This window comes from Streptomyces lateritius, assembly GCF_014649715.1.
Lineage (GTDB): Bacteria > Actinomycetota > Actinomycetes > Streptomycetales > Streptomycetaceae > Streptomyces > Streptomyces lateritius.
Genome location: NZ_BMTO01000009.1, coordinates 183,612 through 208,989 on the forward strand (window position 1 = coordinate 183,612; position 25,378 = coordinate 208,989).

Here is a 25,378-nt window from a genome sequence, read left to right on the forward strand (position 1 = left end):
GACAGCGTACGACATACGCCTACGCTGTTAGGAGTACGCCGTACGCCTACGTGAGAGGTGCTCCATGCGCATGCCCCGAGGGTTGCTGAAGCCCGGCTCCTCCGCCCCCGTCCAGACGCTCGACCCGCTCATCGGCCCGCCCGTCGCCGTCCTCGGCCCCGATCCGGCACGGCTGGTCCATCTGCAGTTCCGGCGCTTCGCCGGCTGCCCCGTCTGCCATCTGCACCTGCGCTCGGTGGTGCGGCGGTACGAGGAGATCGCGGCGGCCGGCGTGCGCGAGGTCGTGGTCTTCCACTCGCCGCCCGAGGAACTGCGCCCGCACCTGGACGGCCTGCCGTTCCCGGTCGTCGCCGACCCCGACAAGCTGCTCTACACCGCGTTCGGGGTGGAGTCGACCCCTTGGGCCCTGCTCGCCCCCCGGGCGTGGGGGCCGATGGTCCGGGCCGTCCTCGTCGGCACCTGGGGAATGCTGCGCGGCCGCGAGAAGCCGCCGGTGCTCCGCCCCCGGGGCGGACGGCTCGGGCTCCCCGCCGACTTCCTGATCGGGAGCGACGGACGGATCGTCGCCGCGAAGTACGGCGAACACGTCGACGACCAGTGGTCGGTGGACCAACTGCTCGCCCTCGCGGGGGCCGCGTCCCACACCCCGGCCCCCGCGCCCGCCACGCCGGCCGGCTGACGGACCGGCCGGGAGGTCACGGCGCCCACACCACGCGGTGTTCCCGTCAGGTGCGAGAGGACCGCGTGGTTCGCCTCCCAGCCGTCGGGGCTGGGACCACTGGCCGCCGGCGGCGTGCCGGACTCCGTCCGGCGGATCGGGCGGCGTCGGGCTGATCGCCTGCCGGGCAGGTGACGGAGCGGCGGTCAGGGACGCCAGCTCACCCGGTGCTCCGTCAGGTGCGAGAGGACCGCGTGGTTCGCCTCCCAGCCGTCGGGGAACTTCACCGTGACTCCCAGCTGCACGGGCTCCGTCGACGGATGTTCGTCCAGCAGTTCCGCCACGCCCGCGCGGCAGACCACGATGCAGGCGTGGCGGTGACGGGACGCCAGTACGCACAGGCGGCCCGTCTCCAGATGGAAGGCCGTGGCGTCAGGGCGGCCGGAGAGCGGGTGGAGGACCACCGTCACGTCGTACTCGCGGCCCTGGAGACGGTTCGCCGTGTCCACGGTCACCCCCGCGACCCCCAGCTCCGCCAGCGCCGCGCGGATCGCCGCCGCCTGGTCGCGGTGGGCCGTGCCGACCGCGATCCGGTCGGGCGTCAGGGGCACGGGGTCGGGGGCGCGTTCGGATACCGCGGCGCCGCCCCGGTCCAGCAGCCGGCGCACCACGAGCGCCACCGCCCGTACCGCCTCCGGGTCGGTGCGCGGGGTGCGTCGGGCCGGCAGTTCCAGCAGGCCCCAGCCCGACTCGGCCGCTTCGTCCAGGACCCGGTCGGGGCCGGAGCCGTCCGACGCCACCCCGAACGTCAGGCGCCGGTCGCCGTGGTCCGTGCCGCTGCGGAACCGCGTGTACGGGTAGAACGCGTCGGACACCAGCGGCGCCGCCGACGCCGGAAGCCGCCAGGACACCGGAAGCCGGTGCTGGGGCAGATCCGGATTGTGGGCGAGGAGCGTCGAGACCGCGCTCGCCGACGGGTCGTAGGACAGCCCCGCCCACTGCTCCGCGCCGACCACCGAGAAGGGGTCCAGCTGCCCCGGGTCGCCCACGAACAGCGCCCGCTCGAACAGCCCCGCCACCGCGAGCAGCGCGTCCGAGCGCATCTGGTAGGCCTCGTCCACGATCGCGTGCGCCCACGGCTCCACGTTCTTCACGTGCGCCCACTTCGCGGCCGTCGAGATGACCACGTCGAGCCCGGCGAGATCCCCCGCCTTCGACGACTTCCGCACGTTCTCCAAGTCGTCGAGCGCCTTGTCGTACGGGTCGCTGTCGTTGGAGTGCAGCCGGCCCACCGGAAGCTCCGGCTCCTTCTCCGCGAGCCGCAGAACCAGATCGTCCACCTGCGCGTTCGTCTGAGCCACCACCATCAACGGCCGGCCCGCCGAGGCCAGTTCCAGCGCCGCGCGCACCACGAGCGTCGACTTGCCCGCGCCCGGCGGGGAGTCGACGACCACCCCACGGGCGTCCCCGTGCAGGGTGTCGGCCAGGATGCCGGCCGTCGCGCGGGCGGCCTCCGCACCGGGATCGAAACTCACAGCAGGTCCTCCGGGGTCACGGCGTCGGGCAGTTCGGGGTCGGGGGTGTCGGAGCGCGGGGGGCCGCCGTGCGTCCAGGGCGTCTCCTCCCGCTCCGGCAGCTTCGCGCCCACCCGCTGGTCGTGCTCGAACAGCGTCCAGGCGATCCGCTCGCCCTTCTCCGGCACGGACCCCGGAGCGGGCTCCTTGGACCGCCCCATCCGGTCGGTGATCCGCAGCACGAGCGAGCCGTCCTCCTCGGACCGTACGAACTCGGCGGTCTGGGGCTTGCCCTCCAGCGAGCGGTACACCTTCGTCCCCTCGCCCAGATGCGGCCGGTCGTCGGTGCGGACCGTCAGCAGCGGGCGCGGCGAGGGCCGCTTCGACTCCGACCAGGCCATCGTCACCTCCACCACCTCGGCGACGAACGCCTCACCCGCGAGCCGCCGCCCCGCGAGGACCAGCGGGTCGTCGAGCGCCTCCTGCGCCTCCAACTGGCTCTGCGCGGACTCCCGGGCCGCCAGCTTCTGCGCCGCCGTCACGGCGTCGTCGCGGCGCGGCTGCGGCGGTTCGCCCGCCACGATCCGGTCGCGGTGGCCCGTGAAAGACCAGCGGTCCCGCGTCCAGCGGTCCGCCACCCGCTCCCCGGCCGGCAGCTCCCGCAGCAGCTCGACCGACCGCCACACCGCGTCCCAGGTCGGCCTGAGCTGCGAGAGGATCAAGCGGCGGATCTCCCGCTCGGCCACGTGCAGTTCGCCGAGGCGCTCGTCCGCGCTCTCGCCGTCCTCCGCCGAGGCCAAGGCCTGCCGGGCCCGGTCGAAACGCTCGATCGCGGGCGCCAGCAGCCGGTTGTCGAAGGCCGGATCCGTCGCCGGACCGGCCGGCGGGCAGAACAACTGCCCCTGCGGGTCCCGCCCCAGCTCGGCCCGCAGCGCCGCCTCGGCGCCCGACTCCGGACCGTCGGCGTCGATCCAGGCGAGCAGCGCGCCCAGGTGCTGGTCCTCCAAGGAGGACTGACCGGTCGCCCAGTGCCGGTTCAGCAGATCCGTCGCCGACAGCAGCAGCGAGGAGCCCGGCACCCGCGCCCGCTCGCCGAAGTGCGTCAGCCAGCGCCCGAGCAGCGGCACCCGTGGCGGCGCCGGGAACGGCGTCTCCGGGTCCTGCTCCGCCGTCCGCCGGAAGCGCATGGAACGCCCCAGGAGCCGTACGTACTCGATGCCGGCCCTGCTCGGCACGATCACCTGCGGCGCGTCCGCGCACAGGTCGACCTCGACCTTGACCTTCTTGCCGGTCTCCGGATCCGTCTCGCTCCGCTCCGCCGCCTCGACGACGTCGGTGAACGAGTCGACGTACGGAAGGACCTCCTCGGCCAGGTCGGCGAGGAACGCGAACCGCAGATCCCGGTCGCGCGGCTGCGCCACCACCAGCAGCCGCGGCTCCCCGGGGTCCGTCCCGACCAGCGCCCCGAGCGGCGCTCCGGCCTCACCGGCGGTCGTCAGCGGTACGAGCACGAGGGGCCGGTCGGACAGATGCCGGTGCCGGACCGTGGCCAGCGGCTGCGCCCGCCCCGACTCGACGGCCTCCAGTCGGGCGAGCGTGGAGATCAGCGACATGCGAGCGCCTCCGCCCGGAGGGCCGCCGCCCGGCGCAGGGCCTCCACCGTCGGATCGTCCGCGTCGCCCTCCTCGCCGCGGGCCGCCGCCAGGACGTCCCCCACCGTGGTCAGACCGCCCAGCTCACCCCGGACCGAGCGGCCGAGCGCCTCCACCGCGCCCGCGCCGCGCGCCCGCTCCCGGCAGTGGAAGGCCAGCTCGCAGGCGGACAGACACTCCGGCGCGTATGCGTGCGGCACCGACTCCACCGCCGCCTCCAGCTCCCGCGCCGAACACCCCTCCACGTCGAACGTGACCCCGTCCGGCAGCGCGGCGGCGATCTCCTCGATCCGGGTCAGCCGGGCCAGCTGCCGGCGGGTCACCGACAGCTGCTTGCGGACGTCGACGACCGAGGCCGTCGGCAGATTGGAGAAGTCCTTCGGACAGACCAGGAGCACCGAGTGCGCCACCTCCGCGCCCCGGGTCAGGGCCGCGACCCGCTCCAGGGCCAGCACGTACACCGCCGACTGACGGGCCGCCGCACCCACCTTCGAGGCGTCCGCCGCGCCGTCGATCATCGGGAAGGACTTGATCTCCACGACCGTCCACCGCCCGTCGGGGTGCACCACGACGGCGTCCGGCTCCAGGTGCGCGGGGGAGCCCGCCACCTCCAGGCTGAGCAGGGGATGGTCGAGCAGCGCCCACGTCCCGGCCTCGGTCGCCTCGCGCAGCGCGAGCGCGGTGCGCGCCACCCGGCCCTCCGGCCCGGCCGCCGCGAGCTCCGGAACCCGTACGGTGCCCGGCTCCGCGATGCCCAGCAGACGCAGCAGCTCCCGCCCGCCGTCCGCCTTGACCTTCGCCTCGAAGGCGTTGCCCCGCATGAACGCGAACTGGGACTGCCCGAAGGCCGCCGGCGAGCCGAGCTTCGACGCCAGCGCTGTCTTGTCGACCCCGGCGCCGTCGAGCAGCGCACGCCGCCGGCAGCCGGGGTTGGCGGCCAGCGCCGCCAGTGCCCGCGCGTCCAGCGGATGCGGCACGACGGCCGGTCCGCGCAGCTCAGCGAGCCGGTGCCGGAGTGTCGTCTGCGGAGGCCGAGGAGCTCCGCTGCCCAGGGATTCGCTCACCCGCGGAAGTCTCCCATCCGCCACCGACAATCGGTGCCCGGTTCCCCACGAAGGGGCGGCGCAAGCGGTCGGCGAGCCGGGTCGCGGGCCCGGTGAGCAGCAGCCCGAGGCCCATCACGGCCGCCCCCGCGACCGCGTCCAGGAAGTAGTGGTTCGCCGTGCCCATGACGACCACCGTGGTGAGGAGGGGGTAGGCGACACCGAGCGCCTTGAACAGCGGCGTACGCCCGTACCGCCAGAGCATCACCCCGCACCACAGCGCCCAGCCGACGTGGAGGCTCGGCATCGCCGCGTACTGGTTGGTCATCGCCCCCATCCCGCGCGGCGCGCTGGCCTCGGCGCCCCACCAGCCGTACGAGCTGAACTGCGCCATCGTGTCGACGAAGCCGTGACCGGCGTCCAGGAGCCGGGGCGGGCAGGTGGGCAGGAGCGTGAAGCCGACCAGGCCGAGCAGGGTGGAGACCATCAGCCAGGTGCGGGCGGCCCGGTAGTGGCCGGGGCGGCGGCGGAAGAGCCAGACGAGGACGGCCGGGGTGACGAGGTAGTGCAGGGAGGCGTACGCGAAGTCGGCGGGGATGCCGAGGGCGGGCGTGTCGGTGAAGAGCCGGTTGAGCGGGTGCTCGGCGTTCAGACCGAGGGACTTCTCCAGGCGCAGGATGGCCAGACCGTGGTCGACGGCGGTCGCCACGTCTCCCCGGGCGAGCAGCCGGCCGCAGGAGTAGGCGGCGTAGACCACGGCGATCAGCAGCAGCTCGGCCCACCAGCGCGGCCTGCGCCCGGGCTGGGCGGCTCTCTCCGTCATACGTGTGTTCCCCCTCGGTCTCGGACTGGGGGACGCCGGGAGGAGGGCGGGGGTTGCCCGCGCGTTGCCGCGAATTCAGGTGGGCGATGATGGGAGTGCACGTCGATACGAAGATCCAATGAACACCGATGAACACCAGGGAGCCTTCATGGCACCGCGCATCCTGCTGGCACGGCACGGCCAGACGGAATGGTCGCTGCTCGGCCGTCACACCGGCAGGACGGACATCCCGCTGCTCGACGAGGGCCGGCGCGGGGCCAAGCTGCTCGGCGAGCGGCTGCACCGGGCGCCGTGGAGCGGACTGCCCGACCTGGAGATCCGCACCAGTCCGCTGGCACGCGCGCGTGAGACCTGCGATCTCGCCGGCTTCGGCGAGCGGGCGCGGGAGTGGGACACGCTGATGGAGTGGGACTACGGGGCGTACGAAGGCCTGACCCCGGCCCAGATCCAGGAGCTGCGCCCCGGCTGGCTGCTGTGGCGCGACGCGGTGCCGGAGGGCGAGAGCCTGGCCCAGGTCTCGGCGCGGGCCGACGAGGTCGTGGAGTGGGCGCGCTCGGCGGAGCGGGACGTGCTGGTCTTCGCGCACGGCCACATCCTGCGGTCGCTCGCGGCGCGCTGGCTCGGCGAGGACCTCTCCTTCGGCGCCCGCATCCGACTCGACCCGACAAGCCTCTCGGTCCTGGGCTGGGCCTACGGCGCCCCGGCCCTGGAACGCTGGAACGACACCGGCCACCTGGAGTAGGGGGCCGGGGCGGCCACGCGGCGCGGGACCGGCGGTGGTCCGGTCAGAAGGTGGAGAGGAGCCGGCGGGTTTCGGTCACCATGCGGCGGACGCGGCTCGACTGGACGTCGCCGAGCGAGTCCACCACCCGGCGGGCCTCCACCGCGGCCTCGTCCCGGCGGCCCGCCTGGGCCAGGTCGCCCGCCAGCTGGGCGCGGTAGAGGGCGAGATTGCGGGCGAAATGAGGGTTCTGCAGGACGGTCGCGCGGTGGGCGTGCCGGGCCGCGCGACCCCACTCCCCGAGCGCCGACCAGCACTGCGCCTCCAGCGCCTCCAGCTCCGGCTCCCCGAAGAAGCTCATCCACTCCGGGTCGCTGTCGCCCGGCCCCCGGCCGAAGTGGGTGTGCGCGCGGCCGAGGGCCTGCTCGCAGGCGGCCCGGTCGCCGAGCCCGGCCCACGCGCCCGCCTCACGCAGCGAGAGCAGCGAGAGCAGCCGGGCCGAGGCGAGCGGCTGCGCCGCCCGCAGCCCCGCCTGCGCTGCTCGGACCGCCTCGCGGTACCGCCCCGCGTCCCTGGCCAGGAACGACGTGTTGCAGAAGGCGTGCGCCTCCAGGCCCGGATCACCGGTCACGCGCGCGGTGGCGAGGGCCTCCGCGTAGTGCGAGCGGGCGTCGTCGAGGCGGCCCGAGTCGTGGGCCAGCCAGCCGACGGAGATGGCCAGCTCGCCGGCGCCCGCGTGCAGGCGGTCCTCGGTGGAGCGGCGGGTCGCGACACCCGCGTCGAGCAGGGCGTACGCCGCCCGCAACGGCTGCGCGGCCGACTGGTACAGCCCGTCGGCGCCGTGCCGGTCGTCGAGCAGCCGGATCTGCCGTACGGCCTCCTCGACGGCCCTGACCTCGGGCTCGCCGATCCGGTGGGTTCCCCGAGGGGCCGGGATCGCGACGGCGGAGCCGCCGAGTCCCAGCGAGGCGGCCGCCACGGTGGCGGTGCCGCTCGTCATGAATGCGCGACGCAGCACGTCGCTCTCCTCATCGTTCCGGGTCGTGATGGCGGGTGGAGGAGGCGCCCCTGCCGTGGCGGCGGGCCGTCGGCCGCGTACCGCCTCCCGCGCCGAGAAGCCCAGGTCCGCCAGGCCGAGACCGGGGAACATGTGCAGGAACACCCGTTCGTACGCGTAGTTGGGGCAGCGGATCTCGCCCGCCTCCACGCGCCCGATGTAGCGGGCGTCGCAGGCCACCTGCTCGCCGATCTCCCGCGCCGCCCGGCGGACCGCCGCGGCGAACTCCGCCGGCGAGAGCTGTCCGCGGAGCCTGCGGAAGGCGAGATTGGGAACTGCCCGTGACATCGCCATGGCCGAGCCCTCTCCTGTGCTGCCGGTGTTCCGGCGGGCAAGAACGTACCTGCTGTGACCGAGCGCGTACGCAGAGTTTGGCTACAAAACGGATATCTCGCGCGGGATCTGCCATGAACTGCCATCCTTTGCGGCGGCGTGCCGCCGTAGCCGTTGACGCGCACGGGCGTTGAACCATGGGGAGAGACGGAACGTGTCTTCTCAGGAGCGAGGAGGGGTCCCCTTTGTTGGAGATCGGATCGCAGTCGACCGCACGGCATGCACCCACCCCGGACGCCGGCGCACCGCACGGCGAAGCCTGCGACCTGGTGACCGTGCCCGTCCGACAGGGCCTGGAGGCCGTCGACATCCTGCGCCGCGGCGGTGCCCCCGTGGTGGGCCCGGTGCTGCACGACGGGGCGTGCGACACCCTCGGATTCCTGGTCCCGCCCGGAACGGCGGCGGGCTGGGACATGCCGGGCAGCGCCTGTACGCAGACCTCGGGCCGGGGTCTGCGCATCCCCCAGCTGCCGGAACTCCCCGAGCCGGCCGGTGACGTGCCCCGCCCCGCGGGCTGGCTGCTGCCGCCCGGCGACACGGGTGCGGTCACCGACCCGGCGATGCTGCGAGAGGCCCTCGGCCAGGCGGCCCGCCTGATCGAAGCAGCCGACGGCTGTCGCTAGCTCGAAGCGGCGGACGGCTGTCGCTAGGCCGTGTCCGTGAAGTCCCGCCTGGCCCGCGACGCCTGGCACGCACTCTCGCCGCGTTGTCGTGATCACCCGAGTACGCCCGGTACGAGGGCGACCCTCCGCCTTGCGATCGCAGGCACCAGACGCCGCGGGCCCTGCCCTGCGGGCAGACGGCGCTACTTTCCGGACACGACCTAGCCGTCCAGCTCTTCGGCCAGGCAGCTTGTGCGCCTCCTCACCCCGTCGGCTCATCGGGCGGGGCATCGGCGCGAGCGCCGATAATGGGCTCGTGGCCAGGAACAGACAGCGTGATCGGGCGGCGTCCGCCGCCGTCGTCGAGACCGTCGACGGCGGGCTCGCGGAGCTCATACCCGACCCCGAGCGCCCGCGCGGCTGGACGCTGTTGATCGACGGCGCCCCGCAGTCGCACGTCGATCTCGACGACCCGGCCCATCTCTCCTTCGAGTACCAGCGGCGCCTCGGCCACATCGCCGACCTCGCCGCCCCGCCGAACCGGCCCCTCCAGGCCGTCCACCTCGGCGGCGGAGCCTTCACGCTCGCCCGCTACATCGCCGCCACCCGGCCTCGCTCCACCCAGCAGATCGTGGAGCTCGACGGCCCGTTGGTCCAGCTCGTCCGCCGGGAGCTCCCCCTCGACTCCGGCGCCCGCGTCCGCGTCCGCTCCACCGACGCCCGGGCCGGACTCGCCAAGGTGCAGGACGGCTGGGCGGACCTGATCATCGCCGATGTGTTCAGCGGCGCCCGCACGCCCGCGCATCTGACGAGTACGGAGTTCCTCGCCGAGGTCCGCCGGGCGCTGAAGCCCGGCGGCTTCTACGCCGCCAACCTCGCCGACGGGCCGCCCCTGGCCCATCTGCGCGGCCAGATCGCGACCGCCGCGACCGTCTTCCCCGAACTGGCGCTGACCGCCGACCCGACCGTGCTGCGCGGGCGCCGCTTCGGCAACGCCGTGCTGCTCGCCTCCGACCGCGAGCTGCCCGTCGCCGAGCTGACCCGCCGGGTGGCGACCGACCCGCACCCGGGGCGCGTGGAACACGGCAAGACGCTCGCGGACTTCACCGGCGGAGCGGCGCCGGTCACCGACGCCGGCGCCCGGCCCTCACCCGTACCGCCGGCTTCCGCCTTCCGCTGAGCTGACGCGCCCGACCGTTCAGCGGTCGTCGATCTCCACCCGGGGCGCGGTGTCGTGCCACACGCAGAAGACCGACAGCTCGCGGCCGTCCCGGGTGAAGGTGACCCGGATCCAGGTCGGCTGCTTCCACACCTGCATCTGCCAGCCGGAGGCCGGGGTCGCCGAGACCAGTTCGGCGGAGGTCTCACCCAGGTCGAAGACGACCCGGCCGCCGTCGACGGCGTAGCTCTTGACCGTGCTCTTCGCGTCGGCGCCGTCGGCGCCGTCCGGTCGCTTCGTGGCGGCGGCCGGCGGGCGGGACGGGGTGGAGGACGGGGACTTCGGGGGAGCGCCGGTCGTCCTCGACGGAGAGGCCGTGGACGAAGGGCCGGAGGAGCCGCTCGGGCGCGGGGTGGCGGAGGCCGACGGGTCGCCGCTCGTGACGGCCGTCCCCTCGCCGCCGCCGGCCGGAATGGGCAGTGCGCGCGGCGGGTCGTAGACCGTACCGGCCAGCACCGTGTGCACACCCCACCACGAGAGAGTGACCGCCGCGCCGGTGGCGAGCGACCACGCCATGACGTGAACAAGTCCTCTACGCATCCGGGCCATAGTGCACCACGGCGCGCGCCGGCGGAGGGCGGGGTGGACCTTGCCTCGGCTTCCCTCGTATGGCGTACGGTGCGGCCCATGGCAAGTGTGCTTGTGGTCGAGGACGACCAGTTCGTGCGCTCGGCCCTCATCCGGCATCTGACCGACGCCTCGCACACCGTACGGAGCGTCGGCACGGCCCTGGAGGCGCTGCGCGAGGTCGCCCATTTCCGTTTCGACGTGGTCGTCCTGGACCTCGGACTGCCCGATCTGGACGGGTCCGAGGCGCTGAAGATGCTGCGGGGGATCACCGACGTGCCGGTGATCATCGCGACCGCGCGGGACGACGAGACCGAGATCGTCCGGCTCCTCAACGACGGGGCGGACGACTATCTGACCAAGCCCTTCTCGGTGGAGCACCTGTCGGCACGGATGGCCGCCGTGCTGCGGCGCTCGCGGGCCGCCGCCGGAGAGGCACCGCCGTCGCGGGTGATCCAGGTGGGCGGTCTCTCGATCGACCCGCTGCGGCGCCAGGCCGAGCTCGACGGGGCCGCTCTCGACCTGACCCGCCGGGAGTTCGACCTGCTGGCCTTCCTCGCCGGTCGGCCCGGGGTGGTCGTGCCCCGCAAGGAGCTGCTCGCCGAGGTGTGGCAGCAGTCGTACGGGGACGACCAGACCATCGACGTTCATTTGTCATGGCTGCGGCGGAAGTTGGGTGAAACGGCCGCCCGGCCCCGCTATCTGCACACACTGCGCGGGGTGGGTGTGAAGCTGGAGCCGCCGTCCGACCCTCAGGAGACGCCTCAGACGCCTCAGACGCCCCGGGGGACCCGGCCGTGAGATGGGCCCTCGTCAAGGTGTCGCTGGCCGTCACCGCCATGGTCGTCGTCGCCTTCGCCGTACCCCTCGGCCTCGTCGTCAAGGAGATGGCGCGTGACCGTGCCTTCTCCAACGCCGAGCGACGCGCCGCCGGGCTCGCGCCCGTTCTCGCCATCACCACCGACCGCGAGGAGCTCGACCGGGCGGTGGCCACCACCGAGGACGGGGCCGCCGGGCGGATGGCCGTCCATGTCCCCGCCGCCGACGAGCCGGGCGGGAAGGCGCTGGAGATCGGCACCCGCCGGGCCGGCGCGGAGGACCTGCGGACCACCCGGCGCCTGGGGCGGGCCACCATCGCCGAGGTGCCGGGCGGATCCGTGCTGCTCCAGCCCACCGCGCTCAGCTCCGGACAGGTCGCCGTCGTCGAACTCTTCGTTCCCGAGGGCGAGGTCACCAACGGTGTCGCCACCGCCTGGCTGGTCCTCGCGGGGGTCGGCATCGCCCTGATCGTGGGCTCCGTGGCCGTCGCCGACCGGCTCGGCGTCCGGATGGTCCGGCCCGCCCAGCGGCTCGCGGGCGCCGCCCACGACCTGGGCGAGGGCCGGCTCGGCGCGCGCGTCCCCGAGGAGGGGCCGCCGGAGCTCAAGTCCGCGGCGATCGCGTTCAACTCCATGGCCGACCAGGTCGTCCAGCTCCTCGCCAACGAGCGCGAACTGGCCGCCGACCTCTCCCACCGGCTGCGCACCCCGCTGACCGTGCTCCGCCTCAACGCGGCCTCGCTCGGCTCCGGTCCGGCCGCCGAGCAGACCCGGGCCGCCGTCGCGCAGCTGGAGCGCGAGGTCGACACCATCATCCGTACGGCCAGGGACGCCAAACCCCAGACGCAGGCGACCGGTCCGGGCGCGGGCTGCGACGCCTCCGAGGTCGTACGGGAGCGGATGGACTTCTGGTCCGCGCTCGCCGAGGACGAGGGCCGCAAGGTGCGGGTGGCGGGCGTCGAGCGTCCGGTACGCATCCCGGTCGCCCGGCCCGAACTGGTCGCGGCGCTCGACGCGTTGCTCGGCAACGTCTTCCGCCACACCCCCGAGGGGACGGCCTTCTCCGTCGACGTCCACAACGGCGAGGACGCCGTCATCGTCCTGGTCTCCGACGCCGGTCCCGGCATCCCGGACCCGGCCGCCGCGCTGACCCGGGGCAACAGCGGCCACCGTGACGGATCCACCGGTCTCGGCCTCGACATCGTGCGCCGGATGGCCGAGTCGACGGGCGGTGACGTCCGCATCGGCCACTCGGTCCTCGGCGGTACGGAGGTCCGCGTCTGGATCGGTCTCGACGCCCGCCGCTCCGGCGGTACGGGAGGCCGGCGCGGCCACCGCGTGGTCCGCCGCCGACGGGGCGCCACAGGCTCCCGGCGCAGCGTGGAATCGTAGGGACGGCTCTGAGACTGCTCTCCGGAGGCCCGAACCTTTCGCCCTCCCGATGGCTTCCTTAAGCGGACCCTAAGAATCCTCGATCCCCTCCCTTCCAGGTCATTTGTCCGATTCCGGCTCGCTAGCGTGCTGCCGCACCCCACACCACCCCCGGCACACAGAGGCAGGCACGCGATGGGCACCAGTTCGCACCGGCGCAGGGCGAGCGGCACGACCAAGGCCGTCGGCGCGGTCGTCGCCGCGGCGGTGATCGGCGGCGCGGCCTTCGCGCTCACCGGCACCGCGCAGGCCGCGGCCGTCGGCGCCGCGTACACCAGGACAAGCTCCTGGAACGGTGGCTACACGGCTCAGTACGTGGTCACCAACGAGACCTCCAGCGTCCAGTCGGGGGGCTGGACGCTGGAGTTCGACCTGCCCGCCGGGACGAGGATCGGCTCCCTGTGGAACGGCGAGCACACCGTCTCCGGACAGCACGTCACCGTGAAGCCGGCCGGCTGGAACAAGGAGCTCGCTCCCGGCCAGTCCGTCACCGTCGGCTTCGTGACCTCGGCGACCGGCGATGCGGGCGACCCGGCCAACTGCCTGATCAACAAGGCCACCTGCTCCGCCGGCGGCGCCACTCCCACGCCCAGCGGCCGCCCCACCGGACAGCCCACCGCCACGACCACCCCCACGGCCCCGGCGACGCCCACCTCGAAGCCGACCGTGACCGCGACCGCCTCTCCGAAGCCCACCGCGACCGCCACCCCCACCGGCGCCCCGGGCGCCGCCGCGAAGTTCGCGCCCTATGTCGACACCTCCCTCTACCCGTCGTACGACCTGATCGCGACCGCCGACGCCACCGGCGTCAAGGAGTTCAACCTCGCCTTCATCACCTCCGGCGGCGCCTGCGCCCCACTGTGGGGCGGTGTCACCGACCTGGCGAACGACAAGGTGGCCTCCCAGATCGGCGCCCTGCGCGCCAAGGGCGGCGACGTCCGGGTCTCCTTCGGCGGCGCCGCCGGTCACGAACTGGCCCTGAACTGCTCGACCTCCTCCGCCCTCGCCGCCGCGTACGGCAAGGTCGTCGACCAGTACAGGCTGACCAAGGTCGACTTCGACGTCGAGGGGGCGGCCCTGCCGGACACCGCCGCCAACACCCGCCGCTCGCAGGCCATCGCGCAGCTGCAGAAGTCCCACCCCGGCCTGAACGTCTCCTTCACGCTGCCGGTCATGCCCGAAGGCCTGACCCAGCCCGGAGTGGACCTGCTCGCCGACGCGAAGAAGAACGGGGTCCGCGTCGACGCCGTCAACATCATGGCGATGGACTACGGGCCGGCCTACAGCGGTGACATGGGCCAGTACGCGATCCAGGCCGCGACCGCCACCCAGGCCCAGATCAAGGGCGTCCTCGGCCTCTCCGACGCGGCCGCCTGGAAGGCCGTCGCGGTCACCCCGATGATCGGCGTCAACGACGTCACGACCGAGATCTTCCGCGTCGACGACGCCACCCAGCTGGTCGATTTCGCGAACTCCAAGGGCATCGGCTGGCTGTCGATGTGGTCCTCCACCCGCGACAAGCAGTGCGCGGCCGGAGCGGTGAACCACGCCGACGCCACCTGCTCCTCGATCCTCCAGCAGCCGCTGGCCTTCACCAAGGCGTTCTCCGCCTACCGGTAGACCGCCCCGATCCCCCCACACGCGCGCCCCGGACGGACCCCCACCCCGTCCGGGGCGCGCTCCTCCCTCAGGTCTGCGGGTCCACCGGCTCGTAGTTCCTCCCCAGGAAGTCCGCGAAGCCCTTCGCCCGATGAACCGGATCGCTCGGCCTGCGCGGGAGCCCGGCACGGCCGCCGCACGGGTGAGCTGTCGAACGTCTTCGACCGCGTACGCGTCTTGACCGTGTTCTGACGGCCACTCAATAGTGGGAGCGCTCCCATACCGGCCTTCGAGGGGATCTCCATGCGCGCAGGACGACAATTACTGGCGGGGCTCGCCCTGACCGCCGGACTGCTCACGGGCGCGGTGCCACCGACCGCCGCCGTCGCCGCCGAACCGGCCGAACCGGCCGGAACCCGGGCCGCCCCACCGGCCGAACCGGCCGGAACCCGGGCCGCCGACACGTACAGCTGGAAGAACGTCCGGATCGACGGCGGCGGCTTCGTCCCCGGCATCGTCTTCAACCGGACCGAGAAGAACCTCGCCTACGCCCGGACCGACATCGGCGGCGCCTACCGCTGGGAGCCGTCCACCAAGACCTGGACCCCGCTGCTCGACGCGGTCGACTGGGACCACTGGGGCCACACCGGCGTCATCGGCCTCGCCTCCGACTCCGTCGACCCCGACCGCGTCTACGCGGCCGTCGGGACGTACACCAACGACTGGGACCCGGGCAACGGCGCCGTGCTGCGCTCCGCCGACCGGGGCGCCACCTGGCAGCGGACCGACCTGCCGTTCAAGCTCGGCGGCAACATGCCCGGCCGGGGCATGGGGGAGCGCCTCGCCATCGACCCGCACCGGAACAGCGTGCTGTACCTGGGCGCGCCCAGCGGCAAGGGCCTGTGGCGCTCCACCGACTCCGGTGCCACCTGGTCGCAGGTCACCGCCTTCCCCAACCCCGGGAACCACCAGGAGAACCCCTCGGACACCAGCGGCTACGGCTCCGACAACCAGGGGATCGTCTGGGTCACCTTCGACGAGTCCACGGGCACGGCCGGCGCCGCGACCCGGACCGTCTACGTCGGTGTCGCCGACAAGGAGAACGCCGTCTACCGCTCCACGGACGCGGGCGCCACCTGGACCCGGCTGCCCGGCCAGCCCACCGGGTACCTCGCCCACAAGGGCGTGCTCGACACCGAGAGCGGCCACCTCTACCTCGCGTACAGCGACAAGGGCGGCCCGTACGACGGCGGCAAGGGCCGGGTCTGGCGGTACGCGACGGCCACCGGCACGTGGACGGACATCAGCCCCGTCGCCGAGGCCGACACCTTCTACGGCTTCAGCGGCCTGACCATCGACCGGCAGCGGCCCGGCACCGTCATGGTCTCCGGCTACAGCGCCTGGTGGCCCGACACCCAGATCTTCCGCTCGACGGACAGCGGCGGCACGTGGACCAAGGCCTGGGACTACACCTCGTACCCCAGCCGCACCAACCGCTACACCATGGACGTCTCCTCCGTGCCGTGGCTGACCTGGGGCGCGAACCCCTCGCCGCCCGAACAGAGCCCGAAACTGGGGTGGATGACGGAGGCCATGGAGATCGACCCCTTCGACTCGGACCGGATGATGTACGGCACGGGCGCGACGGTCTACGGCACCGAGAACCTCGGACAGTGGGACGCCGGCGGCACCTTCACGATCAAGCCGATGGTCCGGGGTCTGGAGGAGACGGCGGTCAACGACCTCGTCTCCCCGGCCTCCGGGGCGCCGCTGCTCAGCGCACTCGGCGACATCGGCGGGTTCCGCCACACCGACCTCACCAAGGTCCCCTCGATGATGTTCACCTCGCCGAACTTCACCAGCACGACCAGTCTCGACCACGCCGAGACCGACCCGAACAGGGTGGTGCGGGCGGGCAGCGTGGACAGCGGCCCGCGCATCGCCTTCTCGTCGGACAACGGCGCCACCTGGTCGCCGGGCGTGGACCCTTCGGGCGTCACGGGCGGCGGCACGGTCGCGGCGGCGGCCGACGGCAGCCGCTACGTCTGGAGTCCGGACGGTACGGGCGTGCACAGCGGGACGGCGGCGGGGAGCGCCTGGACGGCGTCGACCGGCATCCCGGCGGGAGCGGTCGTCGAGTCGGACCGGGTGGACCCGAGGACGTTCTACGGCTTCAAGTCCGGCACCTTCTACGTCAGCAGGGACGGCGGTCTCTCCTTCACGGCCAAGGCGACCGGACTCCCGGCGAAGGGGAACGTCCGCTTCAAGGCGGTCCCGGGCGCTGCCGGCGACATCTGGCTCGCGGGCGGCGCGCGCGACGCCACGTACGGCCTGTGGCACTCCACCGACGCGGGCGCGAGCTTCACCCGTGTCGGCGGGGTCGAGCAGGCCGACACGATCGGCTTCGGCAAGGCGGCGCCCGGCGCCACCTACCCGGCCCTCTACAGCAGCGCGAAGGTCGGTGGCGTACGCGGCATCTTCCGCTCCACGGACGCGGGCGCGAGCTGGGTCCGGATCAACGACGACGCCCACCAGTGGGGCTGGACGGGCGCGGCCATCACCGGCGACCCGCGGATCTACGGGCGGGTGTACGTCTCCACCAACGGCCGGGGCATCGTCTACGGCGACACGGCCGGGACCGGCGGCGGCACGGAACCGCCGCCGCAGCCGAGCGGGGCCTGCGCCGTCACGTACCGGATCACCAACCAGTGGCAGGGCGGTTTCCAGGCGGACGTGACGCTGAAGAACACCGGCACGGCCGCCTGGAACGGCTGGGCGCTCAGCTGGGACTTCGCCGGAGGCCAGACCGTCGGCCAGATGTGGAACGCCACCCCGGCCCAGAGCGGCAGGTCCGTCACCGCGCGGAACGCCGGCTGGAACGGGGCCGTCGTTCCCGGCGCCTCGGCGTCCTTCGGCTTCACCGGCAGCTGGTCGGGCACGAACCCCGCCCCGACCGCCTTCACCGTGGGAGGTGCCCCGTGTTCCGTCGCCTGATCACCACCGCGGCGCTGCTCGCCGCGGCCCTGACCGCCGTCCCCGCGAGCGCGGCGGAGACGGCCTCGGAGGCGACCTCCCTGCGGGAGCTCGCCGACGCCCGTGGGGTCTACCTCGGCACGGCGGTGACCGCCTCCCGACTCACGGGCGGGTACGCGGAGGTCGCCGCGGCCCAGTTCGGCTCGGTCACCCCCGGCAACGAGATGAAGTGGTCCTCCGTGGAGCCCGTGCGCGGCGGCCACGACTGGGTCGGCGCCGACCGGGTCGTCGCCTTCGCCGAGGCGAACGGCCAGAAGGTCCGCGGCCACACCCTCGTCTGGCACAGCCAGTTGCCGTCCTGGCTGACCGGCGGCAGCTTCACGCCCGACGAACTGCGCCGGATCATGACCGACCACATCGCGGCCGAGGCCGGCCGCTACCGGGGCCGGATCCACCACTGGGACGTGGTCAACGAGCCACTGAACGAGGACGGCACGCTCCGCCAGTCGCTGTGGGGCGCCCGGCTCGGCGAGTCGTACATCGCCGACGCCTTCCGCGCCGCCCGGGCCGCCGACCCGGCCGCGAAGCTCTACCTCAACGACTACTCCACCGACGGCGTCGGCGCGAAGAGCGACGGCATGTACGCCCTGGTCAAGCGGCTCCTCGCGCAGGGCGTACCGATCGACGGGGTCGGCTTCCAGGCCCACCTCGTCCTCGGCCAGGTGCCGGCCACGCTGGAGCAGAACCTCCGCCGCTTCGCCGAGCTCGGCGTGGACGTCGCCCTCACCGAACTCGACATCCGCATGCGACTGCCCGCGACCCAGGCGCAACTGGACCGGCAGAAGCAGGAGTACGCCTCGGTCGTCCGCGCCTGCCTCGCCGTCCCCCGCTGCGCGGGCGTCACCGTCTGGGGCTTCACCGACGCCGACTCCTGGATCCCGGACTTCTTCCCAGGCCAGGGCGCGGCGACCCCGTACGACGAGAACCTGGTCCCGAAACCGGCGTACCACGGGATCGCCGAAGCCCTGGCCGTGGCCCCGGAGGTCCCGGCCGTCGCCTGCTCCGCCACCTACACCGTCCAGAACCGGTGGACGACGGGCTTCACGGCCCAGGTCTCGGTCCGTAACACGGGTACCGCCCCGCTGAACGGCTGGACGCTTCGCTGGACGTACGCGGCCGGCGAGCGTGTCACCCAGGCCTGGAACTCCACGGTGACCCAGTCCGCCGCGGAGGTGACGGCCTCGCCCCTCTCGTACAACGCGGCGCTACCGGCGGGCGGTTCGGCCGCCTTCGGATTCAACGGTGCCTGGTCGGGGGCGCATCCGCCCCCGGCCGGCATCAGGTGCGACGCTACGGCGTCGTGACGAGCGGCCTGGGCGCGGGCCTCATGCCCGCGCCCAGGTGGAAGCTCGGGTGCGGGGGCTGGTCGTAGGCGGTGTTCTGCCAGGCGAGGCCCGCGCGGTACATGGTGTCGTGCAGCAGCGTGGTGATCCTCGTGCCCGTCTCGTACGGCGTCGAGTGGATCCGCAGCGCGCGGTTGTCCGTCGTGCGCCACACGACCTCCTCGCGCCAGTCGCCGAGGATGTCACCGGAGAGCGCCGGGGTCGCCCTTCGACCCGGCACGTCCTTGTCACCGCTCGGCCTGCCGCGCGGTCGCGGTGGCGGCGGCGGTCGCCGTGCCGGCCGTGGTGGTGAGGGTCAGCCCGACGCCGGCGAGGCCGGCGGCCGCCGTCAGCGCGGCCAGGGCGGTGCGGGGGAGCTGCGTGAGCTGCACGAATCCTCCTGCGGAGAAGAGAGACGTTGCGTACCTCACAGTCGCCGCCGGTCCGGACGGGTTGCCCACCCCCCGTACGCCCCTGCCGTACGTCGCCCCATATGCGTCAAGGCCCCGGTTCCGAAGAACCGGGGCCTTGACCCTCAAGGGTGAGTGACGGGACTCGAACCCGCGGCATCCTGGACCACAACCAGGTGCTCTACCAGCTGAGCTACACCCACCATGACCGGCGGTTTTCCCGAAGGTTTCCCCGACCGGCCGAGAAGAAGTCTACAGGGTCCGAGGGGGTGCTCGCGCCCGCATTGACGGCGGGCGCGAGCGCGGCCTCATTCCACGGGCAGGACGTGGCGCGCGGCGATCTGCTTCGCCGTCTCCGAGTCGGGGCCGGGCTGCGGGACGAAGATCGCCTCGCGGTAGTAGCGGAGCTCGGCGATGGACTCACGGATGTCGGCGAGCGCGCGGTGGTTGCCGCTCTTCTCCGGACTGTTGAAGTACGCCCTCGGGTACCAGCGGCGGGCCAGCTCCTTGACCGAGGAGACATCGACGATCCGGTAGTGCAGATGGCGCTCCAGAGCCGGCATGTCCCGGGCGAGGAAGCCGCGGTCGGTGGAGACCGAGTTCCCGCACAGGGGCGCCTTGAGGGGCTCCTTCACGTGCTCGCGTACGTAGGCGAGGACCTGCGCCTCGGCGTCGGCCAGGGTGGTGCCGTCGGCGAGAGCGTCGAGGAGGCCGGAGGACGTGTGCATCCGGCGCACGATCTCGGGCATGGTCTCCAGCGCCGCGTCCGGCGGGCGGATCACGATGTCCACCCCTTCGCCGAGCACGTTCAGTTCCGAGTCGGTGACCAGCGCGGCCACCTCGATGAGTGCGTCGTCCGTCAGCGAGAGCCCGGTCATCTCGCAGTCGATCCACACCATGCGATCGTTCATGCGTCCTACCTTATGGGTTCGGTGGGTGATCGGAGCCGGTGCGCGGTCGGGGGGACGACGACGGGCGCCCGGAGTGGTGTCCCCGGACGCCCGTCGTGCGGTGCGCGGCTTGTGGCGCGCGGTCTACGGAGCGCTCCGCTGGCCCGGCAGGGCCGCTCGGCCGGACGCGTACATGTCCGACTGCGGCCTACCCGGCTCCATGGGGCGCCGCCCGCCGGACGACACCTGGGCGGGCACGACCGGGTCGAGCACCGCCGTCGCCGTCTCGGCCTGCGGGCGCCGTGCCCGGTAGGCCGCCCGGTAGGCGGCCGGCGATGAGCCGAGCTGCCGCCGGAAGTGGCCACGCAGCGCCACCGGGGACCGGAAGCCGCAGCGCCCCGCGACCTCGTCGACCGAGTAGTCGGAGGTCTCGAGCAGCCGCTGCGCCTGCAGCACCCGCTGGGTGATCAGCCACTGGAGCGGGGCGGACCCCGTCAGCGAGCGGAACCGGCGGTCGAAGGTGCGCCGTGACATGTACGCCCGAGCGGCGAGCGTCTCCACGTCGAACTGCTCGTGGAGGTGCTCCAGCGCCCAGGCGACGACCTCCGCGAGCGGGTCGGAGCCGATCTCCTCCGGTAAAGACCTGTCGAGATAGCGCTCCTGGCCGCCGGTGCGCCGCGGCGGGACGACCAGCCGGCGCGCGAGCGCGCCCGCGGCCTCCGCGCCGTGGTCGGTCCGCACGATGTGCAGACAGAGATCGATTCCGGCCGCGGTCCCGGCCGATGTCAGTACGTCCCCGTCGTCGACGAAGAGCTCCCGCGGGTCCACGTGGACCGACGGGTAGCGCTTGGCGAGCGTCGGCGCGTACATCCAGTGTGTGGTCGCCGGCCGGCCGTCCAGAAGTCCGGCGGCGGCCAGGACGAAGGCCCCGGTGCACAGCCCGACGATCCTGGCCCCCTCCTCGTGCGCCCGGCGCAGCGCGTCGAGCGCCTCCGGCGGCGGCGGCGAGGTGATCGACCGCCAGGCCGGTACGACGACGGTGCCGGCCCGGCTGATCGCGTCCAGGCCGTACGGCGCGGTCAGTTCGAGGCCCCCTGTGGTCCGCAGCGGGCCGTCCTCGCCGGCGCACACGAGCAGCCGGTAGCGGGGTACTCCCGCGTCCTGCCGGTCGATTCCGAACACGGAGAGCGGGATGGAGCTCTCGAAGATGGGGCCGCCGCTGAACAGCAGCACCGCGACGACTTCGCGACGGCGGCGCCCGGACAGTTTCCGTGCGGCCTCCGGTGCGGCGGAGTCCTGGCTCATGACGCTAAGCCCCCCTCGGTGTTCGCGTCTCCCTGGTCCTGTCGCTCCTGCACGTTTCCCCTCGGTTTTGCACGAGACCCCAGTCTTCGATACCCATGATCGAATCTACTGCGTTCCGTGGCGCCGGCGTGACAAGTTCTCCATCCGGCACATTGTCGACAAGGCAACTTGGCGCGAAGCATTCGATCACGAAGCGTTCCACTCGGGAGCCGCGCAGGGAAGTGCGCCGTGCGCGCATGGCCCGTCCCCGTAGGGTGTGAGCGACCCTCGCGGGGCTTTCATGCCTGGTGGCAGGGGGGTTGAGGGGTCATTCCGCCAAGGAATCGCCGGTCAGTGGAAGTTGGCTGAAAACCTACGGGTGTGGGTGTGCGAACCCGTCAGCTCCACGAGGGGTCCGTCAGGTCCGGCCGGGTCGGACCCGGTCGGACGGGGGCCGGTTCGGGGCCGAGTCTGTCAGGTCGGGCCGGTCGGAGCGGTGGTAGCGGGCGCCGTGGGCGTGCCGGGCGGGACGTCCCGCCGCCTCCGCGCGCAGACCGCGCTCCGAGCGGCGCAGCAGCACCCGGCAGACGGCCGTCACCACGACGAGTCCGAGGGCCGTGCCCGCGGCCCCGCCCAGTGAGGTGCCGTAGACGAGGAGGACGACGGGGACGAGGACGCAGCAGAACACCGCCCAGCGGACGACCTCCCCCGCCGACTCGGCCGCCGGTCCCCCCGCACCCGCCGCGCCTCCCGCGGACCCCGCCGTCGACGGCCGGCCGGGGGCGCGGCGCCGGCCGCGTGACGGGGCGGGCTGGGCGGTCGGGGCGGAGGCGTGGACGGCGGTGTGGGCGGCGGTGGCCGACGGTGCGGGCACGGGCGGGCTCCCTGCGGCGGTGGGGTGGACCTGTGGGAACGAGGAGTGGAACGTTCCGGTCACTGGGCGAGGCGTCCGTTCGGCCCCCGTACGGACGGCTGTAGGACACAACCGGCATTGCCATATCGGGACGGGCTCGTGCATGCTCCCTTGAACGCCGCGCGAGCGGCGTGCGCGGCACGGCTGGCTCTGGGCGGGAGAGGAGTGTCGCCGTACCCTTGGGGGTATGGGCTTGGGAAGATGATTCCCGGACACAGCTCCACTGCCAAGCGTTGTTCGTCCCCCGCTCCTTCCCACGAGGATCTTCTTCGCCGAGACACCGATGGCCGGTCACGAATTCCCCGAACCCGCGGACCGCAAGCGCGTCGCCGACTCCACGGTCGACCCCCTCGCGGCCGAACAGCCACGTCACTCCTGTGATCCCGCCTTCCGGCACGGAGTGGTCGTCGGCTTCGACGGCTCGACGTCCAGCGAGCGAGCCCTCGCGTACGCGATCGGCATGGCCCGCCGCTCCGGCTCCGGGCTGATCATCGTCCATGTCGCCAACCGGCTGCCCACCACCGTCTGGGCGGGCTGCGAGCCGCCTGTCTTCGTCGACGTACCGGACCACCGCACCGAGGTGCTGGGCCTGGAGCTGGCCTGCGCGGACTACCTCGCCGAGGTCCCCTGGATCCTCGTCGAGCGGGGCGGCGACATCTGTCATGAACTGGAGGAGGTCGGCCGTGAGTACTCGGCCGACGCGATCGTGGTCGGCTCCACGCACGGCATCGTCGGCCGCATCTTCGGCTCGGTAGCCGGACGGCTCGCGAAGCGGGCGCAGCGTCCGGTCGTCGTCATTCCGTAGCCTTCTCACCGGGGCCCCGTCTCCCGACGCCCCGTCAACTCCCTTGCCCTCGCGATAAATCACGCCGTCGTGAGGTGATTTGTGTGCTTGTGAAGGGTAGATAAAGGTCACCGGAACAAGCAGCTCAGCGGCAACACCGCGCACCTGAAGGGAGCCCGCCGTGGACAACGAAGTCGCCGCGGGGAACACCGCCTCCACTCTCGGCCACCTCGCGCTCGGACTGACCCTGCTGGCCTTCGGCCTCGGCAGCACCGGCGTGATCGACAACGTCGCGGCGTCGGACGCCGCAGCCCTCGCCACCTGGGTCGGCGGAGTGGCGCTCTTCCTGGTCGGCCTGCTCGCCCTGCGCGCGGGCGACGGCGTTACGGGCACGGCCCATGCGGCTCTCGGCGCCTTCTGGTTCACCTGGGGGACCGGCGTCGGCGGTGGCACGTCGGCCGAGGCGGCCGGCCTGTTCCTGCTGCTGTGGGCGCTGCTCGCCCTCACGCTGACGATGGCCGCGAAGGGCAGCGGTCTGTTCGGACAGGGCGTGTACGGGCTGCTGTTCGTGGCGTTGCTGCTGCTCGGCACAGGCGCCTTCGCCGACCACGGCGGTCTGGCCAAGGCGGGCGGCTGGCTCGCCGCGGTCGCCGGCCTCGCCGCCTGGTACGGCGCGACGGCGGCGGTGGCCCACTGGCCGACCTCCCTCGGCCGCGTCGCCCGGCGTGGCGCCCCGGCCGCCGGCTGACACCCGGAAGAACGGCGAAGCGGTCCCCGCGCACATGGCGTGCGCGGGGACCGCTTCTTTGTCAGGCCGAGGCTTCGGGGGACAGGCCCGAAGGCGGCGCTCCGGGGGACAGGCCCGGAGGCTGCTACTCGACCGTGACGGACTTGGCCAGGTTGCGCGGCTTGTCGATGTCGCGGCCCATGGCGAGCGCCGTGTGGTAGGCGAAGAGCTGGAGCGGGATGCCCATCAGGATCGGGTCCAGCTCGTCCTCGTTCTTCGGCACGACGATGGTGTGGTCGGCCTTCTCCTGCGGCTGGTGGGCGACCGCCAGGATGCGGCCGCTGCGGGCCTTGATCTCCTCCAGGGCGGCGCGGTTCTTCTCCAGCAGGTCGTCGTTCGGGACGATGGCGACCGTCGGCAGGGCCGGCTCGATCAGCGCGAGCGGGCCGTGCTTCAGCTCGGAGGCCGGGTAGGCCTCCGCGTGGATGTAGGAGATCTCCTTGAGCTTCAGGGAGGCCTCCAGGGCCACAGGGTAGCCCCGCACGCGGCCGATGAACATCATCGACTGGGCGCCCGCGTACTGCTCGGCCAGCTTCTTGATCTCTTCCTCGGACTCGAGGATCTCGCTGATCTGCGCGGGCAGCTTGCGCAGGCCCTCGATGATCCGCTTGCCGTCGGTCACCGACAGGTCGCGGATGCGGCCGAGGTGCAGGGCGAGCAGCGCGAAGGCGACGACCGTGTTGGTGAAGCACTTGGTGGAGACGACGCAGACCTCGGGCCCGGCGTGGACGTACACGCCGCCGTCGGCCTCGCGGGCGATCGCCGAGCCGACGACGTTGACGACGCCGAGGACACGGGCGCCCTTGCGCTTGAGCTCCTGGACCGCGGCCAGCACGTCGTAGGTCTCACCGGACTGGGAGACGGCGATGTAGAGGGTGTCGGGGTCCACGACCGGGTTGCGGTAGCGGAACTCCGAGGCCGGCTCGGCGTCGGCGGGGATGCGGGCCATGGACTCGATCAGCCCGGCGCCGATGAGGCCGGCGTGGTACGAGGTGCCGCAGCCGAGGATCTTGATCCGGCGGATGGTGCGGGCCTCGCGGGCGTCCAGGTTCAGGCCGCCGAGGTGGACGGTGGAGAAGCGGTCGTCGATCCGGCCGCGCAGCACGCGGTCGACCGCGTCGGGCTGCTCGGAGATCTCCTTGTGCATGTACGTGTCGTGGCCGCCCATGTCGTAGGAGGCGGCCTCCCACTCCACGGTCTCGGGGGTGGCGGTCGTGGTCGCGCCCGAGGTCGTGTACGTGCGGAAGTCGTCGGCCTTGAGGGTGGCCATCTCGCCGTCGTCGAGGGTGACGACCTGGCGGGTGTGAGCGATCAGGGCGGCCACGTCGGAGGCGACGAACATCTCCTTCTCGCCGATGCCGAGGACGACCGGGGAGCCGTTGCGGGCCACCACGATGCGGTCGTTGAAGTCGGCGTGCATCACGGCGATGCCGTAGGTGCCCTCGATGACCTTGAGCGCCTCGCGGACCTTCTCCTCCAGGGAGGTGGCCTGGGAGCGGGCGATGAGGTGCGTGATGACCTCGGTGTCGGTCTCGGAGGCGAAGACGACGCCGTCCGCCTCCAGCTTCGCGCGCAGCTCCTGCGCGTTGTCGACGATGCCGTTGTGGACGACCGCGACCTTGTTCTCGGGGTCCAGGTGCGGGTGCGAGTTGATGTCGCTGGGGGCGCCGTGGGTGGCCCAGCGGGTGTGGGCGATGCCGGTGGTGCCGGTGAAGCGCTTGGGGACGCGGGCCTCCAGGTCACGGACCCGGCCCTTGGCCTTGACCATCTTCAGGCCGGCGGCCTTCGGGCTGGTGATGACGATGCCGGCGGAGTCGTACCCCCGGTACTCCAGCCGCTGCAGCCCCTCAAGGAGCAGCGGGGCCACGTCGCGCTTTCCGATGTAACCGACAATTCCGCACATAAAGGTGTAACCCCT

22 protein-coding genes, 1 tRNA gene and 1 pseudogene are annotated in these 25,378 nt (G+C 72.9%); 11 read left to right on the forward strand and 13 right to left on the reverse strand.

Annotation, left to right across the window (positions count from 1 at the left end; translation table 11 throughout):
- Positions 1-64 precede the first annotated feature (64 nt).
- Positions 65-679 (forward strand): peroxiredoxin-like family protein, encoded by a 615-nt coding sequence (locus IE136_RS20030; RefSeq protein WP_189601003.1) that lies wholly within the window; start codon positions 65-67, stop codon positions 677-679.
- Positions 680-864: 185 nt separating this feature from the next.
- Here IE136_RS20030 and IE136_RS20035 read toward each other — a convergent pair whose 3' ends face one another.
- Genes IE136_RS20035 through IE136_RS20050 form a run of 4 tightly spaced genes read right to left on the reverse strand, consistent with a single transcriptional unit; the run spans position 865 to position 5,690 of the window.
- Positions 865-2,193, reverse strand: coding sequence for an AAA domain-containing protein (locus IE136_RS20035; protein ID WP_158987616.1), 1,329 nt, complete (start codon positions 2,191-2,193; stop codon positions 865-867).
- Positions 2,190-3,785 (reverse strand): hypothetical protein, encoded by a 1,596-nt coding sequence (locus tag IE136_RS20040; protein WP_158987614.1) that lies wholly within the window; start codon positions 3,783-3,785, stop codon positions 2,190-2,192. Before IE136_RS20040 ends, IE136_RS20035 begins: the two co-directional genes overlap by 4 nt.
- Positions 3,776-4,888, reverse strand: coding sequence for a hypothetical protein (locus IE136_RS20045; protein WP_158987612.1), 1,113 nt, complete (start codon positions 4,886-4,888; stop codon positions 3,776-3,778). The genes IE136_RS20040 and IE136_RS20045 overlap by 10 nt, the downstream gene beginning before the upstream one ends.
- Positions 4,821-5,690, reverse strand: coding sequence for a phosphatase PAP2 family protein (locus tag IE136_RS20050; protein ID WP_158987610.1), 870 nt, complete (start codon positions 5,688-5,690; stop codon positions 4,821-4,823). Before IE136_RS20050 ends, IE136_RS20045 begins: the two co-directional genes overlap by 68 nt.
- Positions 5,691-5,838: 148 nt before the next feature.
- Here IE136_RS20050 and IE136_RS20055 point away from each other — a divergent pair, with 148 nt between their 5' ends.
- Positions 5,839-6,432: a histidine phosphatase family protein gene (locus tag IE136_RS20055; protein ID WP_158987608.1), complete on the forward strand. Its 594-nt coding sequence runs from the start codon at positions 5,839-5,841 to the stop codon at positions 6,430-6,432.
- Between the two features lie 43 nt (positions 6,433-6,475).
- On the opposite strand, the gene IE136_RS20060 is transcribed toward IE136_RS20055, so the two are convergent.
- Positions 6,476-7,762: an NsdA family TPR-like regulatory protein gene (locus IE136_RS20060; RefSeq protein ID WP_158987606.1), complete on the reverse strand. Its 1,287-nt coding sequence runs from the start codon at positions 7,760-7,762 to the stop codon at positions 6,476-6,478.
- Between the two features lie 176 nt (positions 7,763-7,938).
- Here IE136_RS20060 and IE136_RS20065 point away from each other — a divergent pair, with 176 nt between their 5' ends.
- On the forward strand, positions 7,939-8,424 hold the full coding sequence (locus IE136_RS20065; RefSeq protein WP_373309098.1) for a hypothetical protein: 486 nt from the start codon (positions 7,939-7,941) through the stop codon (positions 8,422-8,424).
- A gap of 295 nt (positions 8,425-8,719) precedes the next feature.
- Positions 8,720-9,583 (forward strand): spermidine synthase, encoded by an 864-nt coding sequence (locus IE136_RS20070; RefSeq protein WP_158987602.1) that lies wholly within the window; start codon positions 8,720-8,722, stop codon positions 9,581-9,583.
- A gap of 18 nt (positions 9,584-9,601) precedes the next feature.
- Here IE136_RS20070 and IE136_RS20075 read toward each other — a convergent pair whose 3' ends face one another.
- Complete coding sequence (locus IE136_RS20075; protein ID WP_189601004.1) at positions 9,602-10,171, reverse strand: hypothetical protein; 570 nt, start codon at positions 10,169-10,171, stop codon at positions 9,602-9,604.
- Between the two features lie 78 nt (positions 10,172-10,249).
- On the opposite strand from IE136_RS20075, the gene IE136_RS20080 reads away from it, so the two are divergent.
- The 5 genes from IE136_RS20080 to IE136_RS20100 all read left to right on the forward strand — a co-directional run bounded on the left by IE136_RS20080 (position 10,250) and on the right by IE136_RS20100 (position 18,374).
- Positions 10,250-10,990: a response regulator transcription factor gene (locus IE136_RS20080; RefSeq protein ID WP_189601005.1), complete on the forward strand. Its 741-nt coding sequence runs from the start codon at positions 10,250-10,252 to the stop codon at positions 10,988-10,990.
- On the forward strand, positions 10,987-12,399 hold the full coding sequence (locus IE136_RS20085; protein WP_158987596.1) for a sensor histidine kinase: 1,413 nt from the start codon (positions 10,987-10,989) through the stop codon (positions 12,397-12,399). Before IE136_RS20080 ends, IE136_RS20085 begins: the two co-directional genes overlap by 4 nt.
- A 174-nt stretch (positions 12,400-12,573) precedes the next feature.
- Positions 12,574-14,058, forward strand: coding sequence for a glycoside hydrolase family 18 protein (locus tag IE136_RS20090; protein WP_189601006.1), 1,485 nt, complete (start codon positions 12,574-12,576; stop codon positions 14,056-14,058).
- A 282-nt stretch (positions 14,059-14,340) separates the two neighbouring features.
- Entirely contained in the window at positions 14,341-17,031 is a 2,691-nt protein-coding gene (locus IE136_RS20095) for a cellulose binding domain-containing protein (RefSeq protein WP_189601007.1), read from the forward strand.
- The gene (locus tag IE136_RS20100) at positions 17,016-18,374 is read left to right on the forward strand and encodes a glycoside hydrolase family 10 protein (protein WP_158987590.1); all 1,359 of its coding nucleotides are present in this window, start codon (positions 17,016-17,018) and stop codon (positions 18,372-18,374) included. The genes IE136_RS20095 and IE136_RS20100 overlap by 16 nt, the downstream gene beginning before the upstream one ends.
- Here IE136_RS20100 and IE136_RS20105 read toward each other — a convergent pair.
- From IE136_RS20105 to IE136_RS20130, 6 genes and pseudogenes are all read right to left on the reverse strand, one after another.
- Positions 18,361-18,627: pseudogene (locus IE136_RS20105) on the reverse strand (rhamnogalacturonan lyase family protein); the annotation flags it as partial. The gene IE136_RS20100 and the pseudogene IE136_RS20105 overlap by 14 nt on opposite strands.
- A 13-nt stretch (positions 18,628-18,640) precedes the next feature.
- Complete coding sequence (locus tag IE136_RS20110) at positions 18,641-18,784, reverse strand: hypothetical protein (RefSeq protein WP_189601008.1); 144 nt, start codon at positions 18,782-18,784, stop codon at positions 18,641-18,643.
- 148 nt (positions 18,785-18,932) lie between these two features.
- Positions 18,933-19,005, reverse strand: a tRNA-His gene (locus tag IE136_RS20115).
- A 105-nt stretch (positions 19,006-19,110) separates the two neighbouring features.
- Complete coding sequence (gene orn, locus IE136_RS20120) at positions 19,111-19,713, reverse strand: oligoribonuclease (protein ID WP_158987586.1); 603 nt, start codon at positions 19,711-19,713, stop codon at positions 19,111-19,113.
- A gap of 123 nt (positions 19,714-19,836) precedes the next feature.
- Positions 19,837-20,997 carry a helix-turn-helix domain-containing protein gene (locus IE136_RS20125; protein ID WP_158987584.1) on the reverse strand — a complete coding sequence of 387 codons (1,161 nt, stop codon included), beginning with the start codon at positions 20,995-20,997 and terminating at the stop codon, positions 19,837-19,839.
- A 397-nt stretch (positions 20,998-21,394) separates the two neighbouring features.
- Positions 21,395-21,850 carry a hypothetical protein gene (locus IE136_RS20130; RefSeq protein ID WP_158987582.1) on the reverse strand — a complete coding sequence of 152 codons (456 nt, stop codon included), beginning with the start codon at positions 21,848-21,850 and terminating at the stop codon, positions 21,395-21,397.
- A gap of 322 nt (positions 21,851-22,172) precedes the next feature.
- Between IE136_RS20130 and IE136_RS20135 the strand changes: the two genes are divergently transcribed.
- Both IE136_RS20135 and IE136_RS20140 read left to right on the forward strand, forming a co-directional pair.
- On the forward strand, positions 22,173-22,694 hold the full coding sequence (locus tag IE136_RS20135) for a universal stress protein (RefSeq protein WP_158987580.1): 522 nt from the start codon (positions 22,173-22,175) through the stop codon (positions 22,692-22,694).
- A 160-nt stretch (positions 22,695-22,854) separates the two neighbouring features.
- Positions 22,855-23,421 carry a GPR1/FUN34/YaaH family transporter gene (locus IE136_RS20140; RefSeq protein ID WP_189601009.1) on the forward strand — a complete coding sequence of 189 codons (567 nt, stop codon included), beginning with the start codon at positions 22,855-22,857 and terminating at the stop codon, positions 23,419-23,421.
- 124 nt (positions 23,422-23,545) lie between these two features.
- On the opposite strand, the gene glmS is transcribed toward IE136_RS20140, so the two are convergent.
- Positions 23,546-25,363, reverse strand: coding sequence for a glutamine--fructose-6-phosphate transaminase (isomerizing) (glmS, locus tag IE136_RS20145; protein ID WP_158987576.1), 1,818 nt, complete (start codon positions 25,361-25,363; stop codon positions 23,546-23,548).
- Positions 25,364-25,378: the final 15 nt, after the last annotated feature.

Excerpts from the sequence above, each read along its gene's own strand:
- glmS (WP_158987576.1), bottom strand. The coding sequence starts at position 25,363 with ATGTGCGGAATTGTCGGTTACATCGGAAAGCGCGACGTGGCCCCGCTG.
- IE136_RS20075 (WP_189601004.1), bottom strand. The coding sequence starts at position 10,171 with ATGGCCCGGATGCGTAGAGGACTTGTTCACGTCATGGCGTGGTCGCTC.
- orn (WP_158987586.1), bottom strand. The coding sequence starts at position 19,713 with ATGAACGATCGCATGGTGTGGATCGACTGCGAGATGACCGGGCTCTCG.
- IE136_RS20040 (WP_158987614.1), bottom strand. The coding sequence starts at position 3,785 with ATGTCGCTGATCTCCACGCTCGCCCGACTGGAGGCCGTCGAGTCGGGG.
- IE136_RS20090 (WP_189601006.1), top strand. The coding sequence starts at position 12,574 with ATGGGCACCAGTTCGCACCGGCGCAGGGCGAGCGGCACGACCAAGGCC.
- IE136_RS20065 (WP_373309098.1), top strand. The coding sequence starts at position 7,939 with ATGGGGAGAGACGGAACGTGTCTTCTCAGGAGCGAGGAGGGGTCCCCT.
- IE136_RS20080 (WP_189601005.1), top strand. The coding sequence starts at position 10,250 with ATGGCAAGTGTGCTTGTGGTCGAGGACGACCAGTTCGTGCGCTCGGCC.
- IE136_RS20060 (WP_158987606.1), bottom strand. The coding sequence starts at position 7,762 with ATGGCGATGTCACGGGCAGTTCCCAATCTCGCCTTCCGCAGGCTCCGC.
- IE136_RS20050 (WP_158987610.1), bottom strand. The coding sequence starts at position 5,690 with ATGACGGAGAGAGCCGCCCAGCCCGGGCGCAGGCCGCGCTGGTGGGCC.
- IE136_RS20135 (WP_158987580.1), top strand. The coding sequence starts at position 22,173 with ATGGCCGGTCACGAATTCCCCGAACCCGCGGACCGCAAGCGCGTCGCC.
- IE136_RS20125 (WP_158987584.1), bottom strand. The coding sequence starts at position 20,997 with ATGAGCCAGGACTCCGCCGCACCGGAGGCCGCACGGAAACTGTCCGGG.
- IE136_RS20030 (WP_189601003.1), top strand. The coding sequence starts at position 65 with ATGCGCATGCCCCGAGGGTTGCTGAAGCCCGGCTCCTCCGCCCCCGTC.
- IE136_RS20095 (WP_189601007.1), top strand. The coding sequence starts at position 14,341 with ATGCGCGCAGGACGACAATTACTGGCGGGGCTCGCCCTGACCGCCGGA.
- IE136_RS20055 (WP_158987608.1), top strand. The coding sequence starts at position 5,839 with ATGGCACCGCGCATCCTGCTGGCACGGCACGGCCAGACGGAATGGTCG.